Origin of the sequence: Chitinophaga sp., assembly GCF_019236475.1 — a bacterium.
GTDB lineage: Bacteria > Bacteroidota > Bacteroidia > Chitinophagales > Chitinophagaceae > Chitinophaga.
On record NZ_JAFAIX010000012.1, the window covers coordinates 359,814 to 374,362 of the forward strand.

The following is a 14,549-nucleotide window of genomic DNA, read 5'->3' on the forward strand; positions in this document are numbered from 1 at the left end:
CACGAAAAAATGCTGTTTATGAAAAGTTTTTGTATGCTAGATCTGAAGGGTGTAAAAGTACAAAAATCCAGTGGAGAGAAAAAGGAAGAGTTAAGGAAACAGGAAGTAAAAGCAGGAATTACACTCCAGATAACTGAAGCCCGCAAACAATAGAACAACATATGGTCACCACTTGCACCTGCGAGGGATGACAGATACAACAACATGGTTTACCGTCTTGTACTTTTTGCTCACTACAGGGTTGTCATAGATGTAGCGGCGATAAAATAAGATATCGAGGTTTGCAGGCTTCCGTTATCGAAAAACATTATATATAACTACGTTACTAGAATGGTTCTAAGCTATCAATGTCTGGTAATACGGGTTTTCAGCATTTTCCTCGCAAAGTGGATCCTGCTTTTTACCGTTCCCAAAGGTTCGTTAAGAATCGCTGCAATCTCATAGTATTTATACCCTTCGAAGTAAAGCAGAAAGGGCTGTTTGAAGATGATCGGTAGATTATACACCGCCATTTGTACATCTTTCACCCGCAGTTCGGATTCTGCGAAATTACCAACGGCAGAAGGCTGATGGCTCAGTAGATAATCACCCACGGCACTATCCAGCAGTCTATATTGACGGTTTCCTCTGCGGTAATTGTTAATAAAGATGTTGCGCATGATGGTATATAGCCAGGCCCGGATATTGGTGCCTGCCAGATACTTATCGCGGTTAGACAAAGCTCTGAACAAGGTTTCTTGGTAAAGATCCTTGGCTGACTCAGAGTCTTTGGTAAGCGTCACTGCGTACGGACGCAGAAAATCGGCGTTTCCTAGTAACAAATTGTTGAATTCGGTGGATGACATAACGGTTAACTTTAAATTTTTCGAAATACGCTACAGTATAGCAGCTCCAACAGGAGCAGGGAGTTAGGTGAAAGACGGACAGAGATGGTAATCGCCGGGGCTCCACCCAGTGCATCTGCCAATCTTTTGTACCAGCAATCGACAGGAGGTATCAACACCCGGTCAGTGGCCAGTACTGGTCCGTTAATCTGGTGTTTTTAGTTTCATAGTGATGCGTTTTAGTTAGAAAATAAGCTTGCATATGGGGCAATCGAAAAATAAAGGGTAAAATCCGCGAAGACTCAGCGCTTACGGAGCCTAAGAGATAAAGAGATCAACATAATTCCTGATACAACAGCGTAAAAACCAAAAATCCAGGTCAGAGTAATGGCGGCAGCCACCGGATTAGATATCAACACAATGCCAAAAAAGATAGTCAGCAGTCCTCCAGCTATATACCAGCCTTCCCCTGTGATTAATTTCCTCAGCCTGATAGCAATTATCATCTCGAACAATCCGGCAATTATAGCCCAGAATGCAACCAGGTATATGAGGGCATTTCCTGTAGCGAATGGATTAATAATGGTGAGGACCCCTAATATTATACCAACAATTCCCGATAATAGAAAGACTCCCCAGTTCTCAGATGTCTTCCGGGCAGCAAGCGCCCCTGCTATAGCAAATGCACCGGCAATTAAGAGATAAGCCCCCAAAAATACTACCAGTGTGGTGAATGTGGCAACTGGCCAGAAAATGGCCAACACACCCAGTATCAGGGCAAATAAACCCCTCAACAGAAAAATCCACCAATAATCGCTATAAAAACTCGGCATGCATTCCTGGTTTATGGTTTCACAATCCGCTGCAAATAATCGGTAGGTATACGCCAGCGTACAATCAGACTTTTTTTCGATAACAATAACAATCCTTTGAATAATCAGAAACCCGGGTACCAGCTCCCTTTTTACTTTACTTGTTGCTTAAAATAGGCCTTCATTGCATCCACACTATGGAGATTTTACCCCATTTTGTATAAAAGCATAATGGCAGGCGTTTTCATATTCAGTAATCTATACATGTAATCAGTGCTGAGGTACCACAATATTTATGACTAGGCACATAAAATCCTCCCTGAAAACATGAATTACTGCTTGAACAACAACAGGTTAGCTCAAAATGTTTAACGGGTGCCCGACTCTCGAAAAAAATCAGCCTGATGACTTACGACTGATAGCTAAAACATGCTAATAGACTCACATACTATAAACAACACATGCGTTGTTTCATTAAGACTAGGACTCTATTATAAATTTATAAAATTTTGTTAAAATAAACAAAACCTTTTGGGTGGCCGTTTATCGCAATTTCTCAGACCTCACACTAACGCATATACGAAAAACGAAGGTTAACCAGTTGGTAAATTCTATTCGTCCACTTTTATTATTTCTCCGCCTTATCCACTTTCAATCGTGCGTCTCTATTTGCAATCTCCCAGGCAGTGTAAAAAACTAATTGCGCCCTGCGCTGTAACAATGGGAAATCTATCTTGTCTACCGTATCTCCGGGCTGGTGATAGTCCCAGTGGGTGCCATTAAAATAGAAAATAACAGGAATATTTTTTTCTGCAAAATGGTAATGGTCCGACCTCCTGTAAAAATCTTCTGGATCATTCGGATCATTATACTTGTAATCTAATTTGAATCTTGTGTTCCTGTTCGATTGTTCATTGATCCCTCGTAGTTCAGAACTCAGCCTGTTATCCCCTATGATATAAATATAATTAGTATCCTGCTCATGTGCGGGATCTATTCGACCAATCATGTCAATATTCAGATCTGTGACCGTTTTTTCAAGAGGATATATCGGATTTGAAGTATAATACCCCGATCCTAACAACCCTTTTTCCTCCCCAGATACCAACATAAATATCATGCTTCTCCGTGGTCCATGCCCTGCTGCTTTCGCTTGGGCAAATGCGCGCGCAATAGCCATCACAGCCGTTGTGCCAGAGCCATCATCATCTGCTCCCGGATATAATACGCCATCTTGTAATCCCAAATGATCATAATGTGCGGTTACAAACACATATTCATCTTTCTTGTCACTGCCTTCTATCATCCCCAGTACATTGGAGGGATGATATACGATACTTTTTTTCGTTAATTCAATATGGATAGGAGCCTTAACATGTGTGGGTACACGAAAATTATTTTTCTTCGGATCATATAAACTGTCCGAATAGGGTTTCCCCAGTAAATCTGCCGCCATAGCGGGTGTGATAAAGTAAATATTAGGGCCGGCGGAAGTTGGGCCAGGCATATACAATCCTGTATGTCTTAATTGCGATTTGTTGAGCAAACGATAATTCCTAGCATGTGGAGATATCATCAGTAATGCTTTTACCCCAACTGACCTGGCGGCTGCTAGTTTGTTGGAGGAGATGCCATACTCTCTTGGAATCCCGGATGGCACGCCTTCCCGGATTAATACTACTTTCCCTTTTACATCAAGGTTTTTATAATCATCCACACGCTCATTTCTCAAGCCGTAACCAGCAAACACCAGATGGTCTGCATCTAGTTGCTCAGATTTGCTATCCAGTAAATCAGTAATAAAATCCTCCCCGAAATGATATTCTTTATCCTTGATACGTATCAAGCCAGTGAGCAATGTGTCTTCATACATATTATAAAACTGCTCCCACTGACCCGCAGCCCCTGGCTGAAGTCCGGCTTCGCGAAATTGAGATATGATATAAGCTGCTGCTTTGGCTTGCCCGCGGGTGGCAGTTTCCCGCCCTTCCATCTGTGGGCCTGCAATAACTCCCAACCTTTGATGTAACCATCCTGTATCTATGAATGAAGCAAATTGTTTGGCAACAGTAGCATCTGTTGGCGCCGGCTGAGCCTGGCAGGAAACAGTCATGATAATACAAAGCAATTTACAAATGGCTACACGGGTACATCTCATGTGGAAGTATATTTTAACTGGGGATCCAGCAGGTATAACACAAAAAAGAGCCGGGAAGTTTCCCGGCTCTTTAAAATACAAAATTTATCATTGTGGCCGCTGTTACTACAGACAAGCCATTTTACGAACTCTATTCTCATGGCGACCGCCTTCAAATGGGGTGTTGATGAATATATCCACCATTTCGTTGGCTACCGGTACATCTACAAACCTAGCTGGTATGCAAAGTACATTGGCATTATTATGCTGACGGGCAAGCCTAGACAGCTCTTCACCCCAGCAGATCGCAGCACGAATGCCCTGGTGTTTGTTGGCCGTAATAGCCACACCATTTGCACTGCCACAAATCAAAATACCAAATGCTGCTTCTTCTCTTTCCACTGCAGTAGACACCGGATGTGCATAATCCGGATAGTCTACAGAATCTTTCGAATAGGTACCGAAATCTTTTACTTTCAGCCCCTTTGCTTCCAGGAATGAAATCACTTCTTCCTTATACTCAAAACCTGCATGGTCTGAGCCGATGGCCACCGGCAGTGCAAGGTTAAAGGCATTTTTTTCCATAACAAGTAAGTTTACAATTGAATGAAGTTGGCTAATTACCTATCTGTTGTGTGATTAGGACCATTCTTCAACTTCTTCTACAGTTTCATTTTTCTTCTCCCTATCGCGGATTGCTTTCGCTGATATAAAGATACTGATTTCATACAGGAGATACAGCGGCGTAAATACAATCAACTGGTCAACGATATCTGGCGGCGTAATAATGGCTGCCAATACCAAGATCACTACCACTGCATGCCTACGGTAACTACGGAGGAATTTAGGCGTAATCAGGCCGAATTTACTCAGGAAGAATACCAGCACAGGCAACTCAAACAGGAAACCCATACCCAGTACAATCTGAGACATCAGATCAAAATAATCTTCTATGAAAAACTGGTTGACCGCTTTAGTGGTCACCGTATAAGACGCCAGGAAGTTAATGGTAAAGGGCGCCATTAGAAAATAGGCAAAGAAGATACCCAGGAAAAACTGGAAGGATACCCAGAAAATAACGCCTCTGGCTCCTTTCAGCTCTCTTTCTTTCAATGCTGGTTTCACAAAGCGCCAGAATTCCCAGAAAATATACGGGAACGCACATACGAAACCAATCATAAATGCCATTCTGAACTGCAACATAATCTGGCCCACCATCTTGTAATTCTGGAAAATCACAGGCACAGGCTTAATACAAAGGGAATCCCCTAGCCCAAAGAAATGTCCGAGGTTACATAACACTCTGTAAGAAGGGAAACTGGCATTGGTTGGCCCAAAGACCACATTGTCCAATATCTCTGTGGTATAGATAAACCCGAAAGTACTAAATACGACTATGGCTAATACGGATCTAACGATATGCCAGCGAAGGTCTTCCAAGTGGTCGAAAAATGACATCTCTGCCTTATCGTTATTCTTCGAGAAAAATTTCTTTAACATGTTTTACTATTCAAACCAGGTTGAAATCGGTGATCAATTCAGGAGCACAAATATAGCAGTTGAACAGAACAAATAACAGAACTCTTTTACGTGCGGAAATAGTAATTGAAGAGGTTTAGGGAGACACGTTTCCCGCAGAGTTTGCAATATGCTATTTAAGAGAAGTGGAGTGTCAAGGTTGAGGTAGGTACAAAAAAAGAGCCAGCCCGAGAAGAATCAAGAGCCGGCCTTTCATCCATTGTTTGTTAACCCCAAAAAAGTTGAATTCGAGAATGTCTTTGGCTTCCAGATCTACTACCTACCTAATTGATGGCAAGCGTTCAGAATAAGTAAGAATCTCTGGTAGCTTTATTTTGTAATACAAAAATAACGAGAAATATTTTATTATCAATGTTGGAACACTTTTTTTACAACCTTTTAACAAAAATCAAATCATAGTGTTACATCAACGACAGCAAATGTATACATTCCGTGTTAAATTCCTACTACTTTTTTAAAAAACGTTTTAGCAATTTTTGTTATTGTGATGTTAACACAAATATTATGAAAATATATAAATAGTTGTAATTTTTGTGATCAACGGTAAAAAACACTGCAAATTCTGCAATTTTCCCTACCCGAGGATCTTCATCTTCACCATTTCTATCCTTGTGTCCGTCACATTCAGTACATCAAACTCATAATCATCTATTATGATACGCTCCTTAATCTTAGGAATAGTTTCATGGTGATTAATGATATACCCTGATAATGTCTCACTTTCATCCTCTGGAAAATCTAATCCGTACTTCTCATTCAAATAATCAAGCTCCAGCCTGCCGGAGAAAATATATTCTTTCTCTGCAATCTGCTTCTCTACAAACTCTTCTTCGTCATGCTCATCTTTGATTTCCCCGAAAATCTCTTCCAGTACGTCCTCTATCGTTACAATACCAGCGGTTCCCCCAAATTCATCCACTACCCAAGCAATACTTTTTCTTTCTTTATTGAACTTACTCAACAGGTCTATCGCACTCATGGTTTCAGGAACTGCCAGTATAGGGTGAATAATGGTTTTAATATCATCTGGTGCTTTAAACATATCCAATTGGTGAATATACCCCAGGATATTGTCTATACTGCCTTCATATATCACTAGCTTAGAGAGTTTCGTTTCCATGAACTTACTTCTCGCCTGCTCTATCGGACTGTCGATCTCCATAGCTTCGATTTCCTTGCGGGGAATCAGACAGCCACGGATCTTCACATGGGCCAGCGACAACGCATTTTCGAAAAGCTCTGTATTTAATTCTTGGTTCTCACTCACATGCTGCTGCGACTGACGAATGAAGTGATCCACATCCACACGGGTGAAAGATTCCCTATTCTCCAGCAAACGCACGTTGAATAAGTATTTCAGCATCCATTCTGCAATAGACACCAGCATATTACCAATAATATACAGTGGCTTGGCGATAATTGATATCGGCAGGGCAAAGAAACTCAGCAATGCCTCCGGACGAGAACGAAAGATCGCCCTTGGAATAAAGTATCCCAAGAAAAGTATTAATAACGAAGCTAACAGTATCTCCAGGAATATCACCAGGGGTTGTATACTGGCAATTTCAGGAGCTGCTACTACGCCCAGCGGCTGAATAGTACCCGCCATCATTATACTGTAGATAACAATGGTAATGGTAAACCCTACCAGACTCGTAGCCAGTAATCGACTGGGATGCTCATTCAGCGCAGCCAGTATTTTGCCGGTAGTCCTACCCTGCTTTTTCTTGAGTTCAATACTGAGTTTGTTCACATTTGCGAACGCAGCCTCAATGCCAGCGAAAAATCCCGCCAATAAAATCAGGAAGACTAAAATAATAATTGTGTATCCGTCCATCGCATCAAAAATAACAAATTAGGAAAACCAACAATCACTGAGCTATTTTATATGTAAAAAATCTGTTACCAAATTTTTTACTTCTTCATAAGCTCTCTCCAGCACATCATTTACAACGATTTTATCAAATTCATGTGAAAAAGAAAGTTCATACCGCGCCTTCGCCAGTCGCTCTTCGAGAGAAGCCTGCGTTTCTGTGCCCCGCTCGCTTAGTCGCTCTCTCAATGCATCAATAGAAGGCGGCTCAATAAAGATAGTCAATGCCTCCTGATGATATTTATCTTTAATCGATAACGCTCCCTTTACATCAATATCTACCATCGGGAATTGTTCATTACTCCAAATCCGTTCCAGTTCGCTTTTCAGCGTGCCGTAATATTTCCCTGCGTATACCATTTCATACTCTGCGAATGCGTTTTCTTCAATTTTCTGATGAAACTCGTCCAAGGTGATGAAATAATAATCTTTTCCGTTTACCTCATTGGCACGGGCTTGTCTCGTGCTGGCAGAGATGGAAAACGCCAACTGTGGCATCGCTGCCAACAGTTTTTTTACGATAGTTGTTTTACCTGCTCCGGATGGCGCAGTGATAATGATAATTTTTCTTTCCATAAATCCTTTCTCAGCTACCCCAAATACAAAACCCAAAAACCAGAACTTGGTTCCTGGTATTTGGGCTCTGTTGGTGTTATGAACTGTAATATTTTAAACGCGTCTGATATCTGCACCCAGCTTTCTGAGTCGCTCATCGATATACTGATAGCCGCGGTCTATTTGGTCAATATTCTGAATAGTGCTCTTTCCTTCTGCGCTGAGGGCTGCAATCAACAGTGATACCCCTGCACGAATATCCGGACTAGACATGGTTATACCACGCAGTGCATGCTGACGGCCAAGGCCAATCACTACTGCACGGTGCGGATCACAGAGTACGATCTGTGCACCCATGTCGATCAGTTTATCCACAAAGAAAAGGCGACTTTCAAACATTTTCTGGTGAATCATCACACTACCTTTCGCCTGTGTTGCCACTACCAGTACGATACTCAGCAAATCCGGCGTAAAGCCCGGCCATGGATGGTCGGACACGGTGAGGATAGATCCATCCAGGAAAGTCTGGATTTCATATGTTTCTTGGGAAGGAATATAAATATCGTTCCCTCTGATTTCAAGATTAATACCCAGTTGACGGAATTTCTCAGGAATAATTCCCAGATGCTCCACTCCTGCGTTTTTGATGGTGATCTCGCTCTTGGTCATCGCAGCCAGTCCAATGAAGGAACCGATTTCGATCATATCTGGCAGCATGGTATGTTCACAACCGCCCAGGTATTTCACCCCTTCGATGGTCAGCATATTGGAACCGATACCTTGAATTTTTGCACCCATGCGAGTCAGCATTTTACAAAGCTGTTGCAGGTAAGGTTCACAAGCTGCGTTATAGATAGTGGTAGTTCCTTCTGCCATTACTGCCGCCATCAGAATGTTGGCAGTACCAGTAACACTTGGTTCGTCCAGGAGCATGTAAGTCCCCTTCAAGCCAGTTGTTTCCAGGCGGAAGAAATTATCATCTGAATCGTATATGAATTTCGCACCCAATCTTTCAAACCCGATGATATGTGTGTCCAATCGGCGACGACCGATTTTATCACCACCTGGTTTAGGGATGAATGCTTTTCCGAATCTTGCCAAGAGAGGTCCGGCAATCATGACAGATCCACGTAAACGACCTGATTTCTTTTTAAATTCTGGGCTTTGGAGATAGTCCAGGTCAATATTATCTGCCTGGAATTCACAGACATCTCTGCTAACACGGTTAATCTTTACACCAGCATCTCCCAGGAGTTCTATCAGGAGATTAACATCAACGATGTCCGGGATATTAGATATGGTTACCTTTTCAGGGGTAAGCATTACTGCACTGATGATCTGTAAAGCCTCATTTTTGGCACCCTGGGGTATAATTTCCCCTTGCAGACGGTTGCCGCCTCTTACTTCAAAAGCACTGCTCACTACTTATTCCTGTTTTTGTTGAATTTGTTACTATGCTTGTTGCTATTTCCTTTGCCGCTACCGCCTTTGAACTTCTGATTCTGCTGGAAGTTCTTGCGTTTACCGCTGCTGGTACGGAAGTGATCACCACCTTGTGAACCGGAGCCTTGTGAGAACTGCTGTGAACTGCTGCTTGCAATAGCACTTGCAGCACCTGGATGGTATTCCAGTTGATTGCCGGTGATAGACGACAACTCTGCACGGATAGCGTCATCATGTACGCTTTCCTTGTGCCAGTTGGTGTAAGCCAGCTTCATGTAATTGGCAACGGTTTGGGTGAAACCTTCTTTCTTTTCAGGGTTTTCTTCCGAAATGGCTTTGTCAATCACCATTTCCAGATTTTTACCAAAGTGACGATTTCTTGGATATTTTTTAGGGTATTCCAGTCTTTCTGGTCTAGCCTTGAGTGTTTCCTTTGTAGGGATGGGGTAAGGCGACTCTACCTTTAGCGCAAAACCGGAGATATTGAATATATGATCCCACAGTTTATGTCTGAAATCCTCCACATTCTTCAGATGTGGATTCAGCGTACCCATCAGCTCTATGACAGCCATAGCATTACGCTGGCGATCCATATCGTCCTCAATGGTAAGCAGAAATTCTACCATTTTCTGGATATTTCTGCCATACTCTTTCATTGTCAGGTGATTACGCGTGGTATTATATTCCATTACTATTGTTTAAAAAGTATTATTTGATGAGGAGACATCTTTAATGAGAGCTGCAAAGCGCTCAAAAGGGAAGAAGTTAATCGGCAACATCATTGCAAACATAATAAAAAAATATGAGGAACATTTCAGATCTAATCTTTGGTCCTGTTAAAATTAGAGAGCTGGTATGCCTCCATTGACGACAGTTATTTTTTTCTTAGTTTTAACTATGCAGCATCAAAAAATCCCCATTCTATTATTACATGGCGCCCTTGGCGCCGCCCCACAGTTTGACTCCCTGAAAGCCTCTCTGGAACCACACTACGATGTTCATACAGTGGAGTTCAGCGGTCATGGCCAGCAGCCTTTTTCACCAGAAGGATTCAGCATTCCTGTATTTGCCGGGGAAGTATTACGATACCTGGAAGAAAAGGAGCTCGATTTTGTACACATCTTTGGGTATAGTATGGGAGGATACGTAGCCCTCTATCTGGCCCGTCACTATCCAGAACGTATTGGCCATATCATTACTCTTGCCACTAAATTCAATTGGAACGAGGCTACTGCGGCTAGGGAAGTGAAACAACTAAATCCAGAACTAATTGAAGAGAAAGTTCCCGCATACGCCCGGGTGCTGGAAGATCGACATAGCGCATCCGACTGGAAAGAAGTGGTTAACATGACAGCGATCCTGATTGCTGAATTAGGACACCAGTCCCTCTTGAAGGCCAACGACTATGCTATGATTGCATCTCCATGCCTGTTAATGATGGGCGACAAAGACAACATGGTATCTTTCCAAGAAACAATTGAGGCTTACAAAGCATTACCGGAAGCGCAAATGGCTATCCTGCCAGATACGATACACCCACTCGAAAAAGCAGATGTACCGTTGTTGGCATATTATATCAGGCGTTTTACCACACAGAAGATATAGTCTCTATTCTTCTCCCATGGCTATTTTGCCCCAATTATCCAGTTCTTCTTCCGTCCATAGTTCCGGGAAGAATACAATGCGCTTGTTTTTCGGAGGCAGGAATTGCTGCCAGTTGGTACCGCCTGTTGCAGCGATATCTTCCGGTTTCTTGTGCAGGTAACGTACGGCAGACTTATAATGCATCAATGGCCAGCGCACATTGATATTCAGGTCATATTCCCGTAACAGTGGCATTACTTCCTTTTGTTCTTCCGGCGACAACTGTTGGTAACGCAACTGTATGTTATTGGTTTCGTAACTGTGGGCTGTTTTCAGGAAAGTTTCCATGTATTTCAGCTCAAACTGGCGCAGGGTAAGGGTTTTCTTCCCAGTAGCCAGTTCAGTAGCACCACTTCTCCAATAAATTTGCCCCAGGACATCGATCAATTCTTTTCCTTTCAACGCCTCCCTTTGTGACTCATAAGCCAAGTTGGTCAGCGAGGTAGAGCAAATTTCAATCATACGAAACTGTCCGCTCTGGAATCCACTGGCAGGCAGTAAAGCCATACGGAATTTCAGGAATTGCTCCTTGTCCATTCCGTCTACCATGATTTCAAAGGAACTGATCAGGCTTTTGAAATAGTTGTTGATACGCTTCAACTGTGTTTTAAAGATATCCACTGTCAGTTCAGGAGCATGACATACCTGCTCAATCGCTTTGAGCGACAGTTTAAAATACAGTTCCGTAATCTGGTGATACATGATAAAGATGCTCTCATCCGGAAACGGCGTGCGGGGATGTTGCAGGTTCAGCAATACATCCAGTTGAATATAGTCCCAATAAGTAAGGTAATCCGCATACAGTAATCCATCCAGGTAGGAGGATAGATTTTGACCCATCGCGGCATATTTTTCTTCGAGCCGTTGAATTTTCTCGGCTATTTCTGTTGTAACCATGGCGAAATTTAGCAATAAAGGCTGAAATGGCAACTACCATTCCTCCCTATTACTATTCCACCACGTTGATAGTACGATAAAAGCTTTCTTCCAGTGAGATAAGGGTTTCAGTTCTTTCAATGCCTTTGATTTTCTGCAATTCATCGTGGAGAATCCGACGGAGCTGGGTAATGTCTTTACAGATAATCTCTGCGAACATACTATATGATCCGGTAGTGTAATTCAGTCGTACCATTTCCGGAATCTTCCGTAATTCTTTGGCCACTGTATCATACATGGAGCTTTTTTCCAGGTAAATTCCAATAAAGGCAATTACATCATATCCAATCATTTTTAAATCTACATGTAATTTAGTACCTTTAACTATACCCAGTTCTTGCAATTTCTTCATCCTAACGTGGATAGTACCACCGGACACAAACAATTTCTTGCCCAGGTCCGCATAGGAGATTTCAGCATTATTCATCATCTCGCTGATAATCTGCAAATCCAGTTTGTCAATATTCAAATTGTGGCTCATTTTTACAATTTGTTTTTGAATGTTTTAAAGTTATATGCAAATATTTAAAAAATATCGAAAATTCAAAAATTTTTCTTAAAAAATTTGCAAGAAACACCCTTTCTCTTTAGATTTGCATCATAATCATTACTCAAAAGACAGTTAAAAAGTAATTGCTATCGTATTGATTATCATACACTTTGTGGGATGATGAAACTGGCAGACATGCCCTCTTGTCTCGGGGGTGGGGATCACAGGATAAACGTAGTATAATTGGGTTGACCACTAATCTTACTTGTGCTATGGCTAACTGCCTCGTGGAGGTTCGAATCCTTCTCCTACAGCTGAATTGGTTTAAAGAGTCCGTGGACTAGGTCCACGGGCTTTTTTTATGCCCTTTTCACGCAAAGGACGCGATGGAGCAAAGGGCGCAAAGATTTGAAATGTATAGGTAGACACGGTTTCCCCCATCATTCTCTTCATATATCTCCTTAGCGGCCTCCTCTCCTTTGCGTCTTTGCGAGAAAACAATCGTACTTTTGCGGCCAAATGGGACAAAAAAAATTACAACGATTCGCTGAAATAGAAACTTTCCCTAATGTGTTAATATACCCGGAAGGGATGCAGGGAAAATGGCATGAATTCTTTCATAACAATCACCCGGTAACACTGGAACTGGCCTGCGGTAAAGGAGACTATACGGTAGGTATGGCCCGCATGTTCCCGGAAAGAAATATTGTAGGCGTAGACCTGAAAGGGAACCGTATCTGGAGAGGCGCCAAAACAGCACTGGACAATAAACTGAACAATGCTGCCTTCCTCCGTACTCAGATCGATAAACTCAATAACTATTTCGCCCCAGGTGAAATAGGTGAAATCTGGATCACTTTCCCGGATCCATTCCTCCGTCAGTCCAAATCCAAGAAAAGACTGACCCATCCTAAATTCCTACAGTTATACCAACCATTGCTGGCTCCAGGCGCTACCATCAACCTGAAAACAGATTCTGCTGAACTCTATGAGTTCACCAAAATGGTGATTGAATATACCGGATGTACCGTACTGGAGAATATTCCTGATGTATATGCCATGCCGGAAGTGCCTGCACTCCTGCAAATCCAGACGCACTACGAAAAAATGCACCTGGCCGATGGTCGAACTATCCGTTATATTAAATTCCAGTTGCCTGCCGCTCCATTGGACTGGCGCAGCATTAACCTGCCCTCCGATGAAGCAGCCGTTAGTGGAGAATATTGATTTCTATTATAACGAACAAGGTTATATGGTCTTTACTGAAAAGTTTCACCTAGACCGCGGTTCCTGCTGTGGTAATGGCTGCAGACATTGCCCATATGATTTCGAAAACGTGCGCGAACCCAAGAAATCCGCACTCCTGGCTAAAAGACAGGAAGATAAAAATACAAAGGACGAGAGATAGTTGCTACCTAAGCAACTATCGTCTCCCTAAATCATTACCCACTCCCGAAAAAACACCCTCCCAAAAACTGAAATGTGCCACTAAGTTCATAGCTTGTGAACCATTGACACGCTTTCCCCATTAACTTTACGTATGACGATACTTAAACTGAAACTGGACCAGGATCAATTGGTGGAAGACTTCTTCGACAGCTCTCACCTGATAGGTATTGCCTCCACTGCCCGCGATTACCAACTCTGCTGGCAGATTAACCGTCATTTGCATACCAACTTCCGGATTAATAACTCCCTGGAAATTACCTTGTCCAAAAAAAGCAGGTCTTATCATTTCCCGGTTTTTGATTTCCATGAAGCTACCAATGCAGTGATTCACTACTGCTATAACAACCACTGCCAAGCCGAATTCCTGCTACCAGAGCTGAAACAAATCCACTATCTCTGGATGATTAAAGGAGACTATTACCAACTTGGCGATGTAAAAAAAATAGTAGAGGAATTACGTAATGTTCCGCAAGTACAATTAGTATCTTTACTAGATATCCGGGAAATAAAAAATAAGATGAACCTCATTTTTTAGACAGGCAGTTTCCAAAATAATTTAACCAGTCCTCATCGAAAAGCTCATCTGTATTATTAAAAATCTCCTCTTATGTGGGAAGAAAAAGATAATCAATTACACCGGGCGTTTACATTCAAGGACTTCCGGGAGGCTTTTGCCTTTATGACGAAAGTGGCGCTGCTGGCCGAAAAGATGGACCACCATCCTTACTGGACCAACGTGTATAACAAGGTGGATATCTATCTGAATACACATTCGGCTGGCTATACTGTTACTGACCGTGATAAAAAAATGGCAGCAACCATAGACCAATTATTATAGATACCTTAT

General features: G+C 42.2%; 17 protein-coding genes. 6 read left to right on the forward strand and 11 right to left on the reverse strand.

Features of this window, described 5'->3' with window-relative positions; all coding sequences use genetic code 11:
* Positions 1-18: 18 nt before the first annotated feature.
* Entirely contained in the window at positions 19-153 is a 135-nt protein-coding gene (locus JO154_RS17585) for a hypothetical protein (RefSeq protein ID WP_291947907.1), read from the forward strand.
* 191 nt (positions 154-344) lie between these two features.
* Here JO154_RS17585 and JO154_RS17590 read toward each other — a convergent pair whose 3' ends face one another.
* From JO154_RS17590 to JO154_RS17630, 9 genes are all read right to left on the reverse strand, one after another.
* Positions 345-845, reverse strand: a complete 501-nt coding sequence (locus tag JO154_RS17590; RefSeq protein ID WP_111591376.1) for an RNA polymerase sigma factor — start codon at positions 843-845, stop codon at positions 345-347.
* 281 nt (positions 846-1,126) lie between these two features.
* On the reverse strand, positions 1,127-1,657 hold the full coding sequence (locus tag JO154_RS17595) for an HdeD family acid-resistance protein (RefSeq protein ID WP_291947910.1): 531 nt from the start codon (positions 1,655-1,657) through the stop codon (positions 1,127-1,129).
* 607 nt (positions 1,658-2,264) lie between these two features.
* Positions 2,265-3,794 (reverse strand): M28 family peptidase, encoded by a 1,530-nt coding sequence (locus tag JO154_RS17600; protein ID WP_291947912.1) that lies wholly within the window; start codon positions 3,792-3,794, stop codon positions 2,265-2,267.
* Between the two features lie 105 nt (positions 3,795-3,899).
* Positions 3,900-4,358, reverse strand: coding sequence for a ribose 5-phosphate isomerase B (gene rpiB, locus JO154_RS17605; protein WP_291947914.1), 459 nt, complete (start codon positions 4,356-4,358; stop codon positions 3,900-3,902).
* 54 nt (positions 4,359-4,412) lie between these two features.
* The gene (tatC, locus tag JO154_RS17610) at positions 4,413-5,273 is read right to left on the reverse strand and encodes a twin-arginine translocase subunit TatC (protein ID WP_291947916.1); all 861 of its coding nucleotides are present in this window, start codon (positions 5,271-5,273) and stop codon (positions 4,413-4,415) included.
* Positions 5,274-5,886: 613 nt separating this feature from the next.
* Positions 5,887-7,149, reverse strand: a complete 1,263-nt coding sequence (locus JO154_RS17615; RefSeq protein WP_291947918.1) for a hemolysin family protein — start codon at positions 7,147-7,149, stop codon at positions 5,887-5,889.
* Positions 7,150-7,191: 42 nt separating this feature from the next.
* Entirely contained in the window at positions 7,192-7,761 is a 570-nt protein-coding gene (gene gmk, locus JO154_RS17620) for a guanylate kinase (protein ID WP_291947919.1), read from the reverse strand.
* Between the two features lie 93 nt (positions 7,762-7,854).
* Positions 7,855-9,162, reverse strand: coding sequence for a UDP-N-acetylglucosamine 1-carboxyvinyltransferase (gene murA, locus JO154_RS17625; protein WP_291947921.1), 1,308 nt, complete (start codon positions 9,160-9,162; stop codon positions 7,855-7,857).
* Positions 9,162-9,872: a DUF4290 domain-containing protein gene (locus JO154_RS17630; RefSeq protein WP_291947923.1), complete on the reverse strand. Its 711-nt coding sequence runs from the start codon at positions 9,870-9,872 to the stop codon at positions 9,162-9,164. Before JO154_RS17630 ends, murA begins: the two co-directional genes overlap by 1 nt.
* 208 nt (positions 9,873-10,080) lie before the next feature.
* Between JO154_RS17630 and JO154_RS17635 the strand changes: the two genes are divergently transcribed.
* Positions 10,081-10,788 carry an alpha/beta hydrolase gene (locus JO154_RS17635; protein ID WP_291947925.1) on the forward strand — a complete coding sequence of 236 codons (708 nt, stop codon included), beginning with the start codon at positions 10,081-10,083 and terminating at the stop codon, positions 10,786-10,788.
* Positions 10,789-10,791: 3 nt separating this feature from the next.
* On the opposite strand, the gene JO154_RS17640 is transcribed toward JO154_RS17635, so the two are convergent.
* Positions 10,792-11,724, reverse strand: coding sequence for a tryptophan 2,3-dioxygenase family protein (locus tag JO154_RS17640; RefSeq protein ID WP_291947926.1), 933 nt, complete (start codon positions 11,722-11,724; stop codon positions 10,792-10,794).
* 52 nt (positions 11,725-11,776) lie between these two features.
* Complete coding sequence (locus JO154_RS17645; protein WP_029465139.1) at positions 11,777-12,244, reverse strand: Lrp/AsnC ligand binding domain-containing protein; 468 nt, start codon at positions 12,242-12,244, stop codon at positions 11,777-11,779.
* Positions 12,245-12,772: 528 nt separating this feature from the next.
* On the opposite strand from JO154_RS17645, the gene trmB reads away from it, so the two are divergent.
* The 4 genes from trmB (at position 12,773) to JO154_RS17665 (ending at position 14,540) form a co-directional block, all read left to right on the forward strand.
* Positions 12,773-13,480, forward strand: coding sequence for a tRNA (guanosine(46)-N7)-methyltransferase TrmB (gene trmB / locus JO154_RS17650; protein WP_291947928.1), 708 nt, complete (start codon positions 12,773-12,775; stop codon positions 13,478-13,480).
* Positions 13,452-13,661, forward strand: a complete 210-nt coding sequence (locus JO154_RS17655) for a DUF5522 domain-containing protein (protein WP_291947930.1) — start codon at positions 13,452-13,454, stop codon at positions 13,659-13,661. Before trmB ends, JO154_RS17655 begins: the two co-directional genes overlap by 29 nt.
* A gap of 132 nt (positions 13,662-13,793) precedes the next feature.
* The gene (locus JO154_RS17660) at positions 13,794-14,237 is read left to right on the forward strand and encodes an IPExxxVDY family protein (RefSeq protein ID WP_291947933.1); all 444 of its coding nucleotides are present in this window, start codon (positions 13,794-13,796) and stop codon (positions 14,235-14,237) included.
* Between the two features lie 72 nt (positions 14,238-14,309).
* Positions 14,310-14,540, forward strand: coding sequence for a 4a-hydroxytetrahydrobiopterin dehydratase (locus tag JO154_RS17665; RefSeq protein WP_291947935.1), 231 nt, complete (start codon positions 14,310-14,312; stop codon positions 14,538-14,540).
* The last annotated feature ends 9 nt before the right edge of the window (positions 14,541-14,549 follow it).

Excerpts from the sequence above, each read along its gene's own strand:
- trmB (WP_291947928.1), top strand. The coding sequence starts at position 12,773 with ATGGGACAAAAAAAATTACAACGATTCGCTGAAATAGAAACTTTCCCT.
- JO154_RS17590 (WP_111591376.1), bottom strand. The coding sequence starts at position 845 with ATGTCATCCACCGAATTCAACAATTTGTTACTAGGAAACGCCGATTTT.
- gmk (WP_291947919.1), bottom strand. The coding sequence starts at position 7,761 with ATGGAAAGAAAAATTATCATTATCACTGCGCCATCCGGAGCAGGTAAA.
- JO154_RS17585 (WP_291947907.1), top strand. The coding sequence starts at position 19 with ATGAAAAGTTTTTGTATGCTAGATCTGAAGGGTGTAAAAGTACAAAAA.
- JO154_RS17635 (WP_291947925.1), top strand. The coding sequence starts at position 10,081 with ATGCAGCATCAAAAAATCCCCATTCTATTATTACATGGCGCCCTTGGC.
- JO154_RS17630 (WP_291947923.1), bottom strand. The coding sequence starts at position 9,872 with ATGGAATATAATACCACGCGTAATCACCTGACAATGAAAGAGTATGGC.
- JO154_RS17600 (WP_291947912.1), bottom strand. The coding sequence starts at position 3,794 with ATGAGATGTACCCGTGTAGCCATTTGTAAATTGCTTTGTATTATCATG.
- JO154_RS17655 (WP_291947930.1), top strand. The coding sequence starts at position 13,452 with ATGAAGCAGCCGTTAGTGGAGAATATTGATTTCTATTATAACGAACAA.
- JO154_RS17640 (WP_291947926.1), bottom strand. The coding sequence starts at position 11,724 with ATGGTTACAACAGAAATAGCCGAGAAAATTCAACGGCTCGAAGAAAAA.
- JO154_RS17665 (WP_291947935.1), top strand. The coding sequence starts at position 14,310 with ATGTGGGAAGAAAAAGATAATCAATTACACCGGGCGTTTACATTCAAG.
- JO154_RS17645 (WP_029465139.1), bottom strand. The coding sequence starts at position 12,244 with ATGAGCCACAATTTGAATATTGACAAACTGGATTTGCAGATTATCAGC.
- rpiB (WP_291947914.1), bottom strand. The coding sequence starts at position 4,358 with ATGGAAAAAAATGCCTTTAACCTTGCACTGCCGGTGGCCATCGGCTCA.
- JO154_RS17660 (WP_291947933.1), top strand. The coding sequence starts at position 13,794 with ATGACGATACTTAAACTGAAACTGGACCAGGATCAATTGGTGGAAGAC.
- tatC (WP_291947916.1), bottom strand. The coding sequence starts at position 5,273 with ATGTTAAAGAAATTTTTCTCGAAGAATAACGATAAGGCAGAGATGTCA.
- JO154_RS17615 (WP_291947918.1), bottom strand. The coding sequence starts at position 7,149 with ATGGACGGATACACAATTATTATTTTAGTCTTCCTGATTTTATTGGCG.
- JO154_RS17595 (WP_291947910.1), bottom strand. The coding sequence starts at position 1,657 with ATGCCGAGTTTTTATAGCGATTATTGGTGGATTTTTCTGTTGAGGGGT.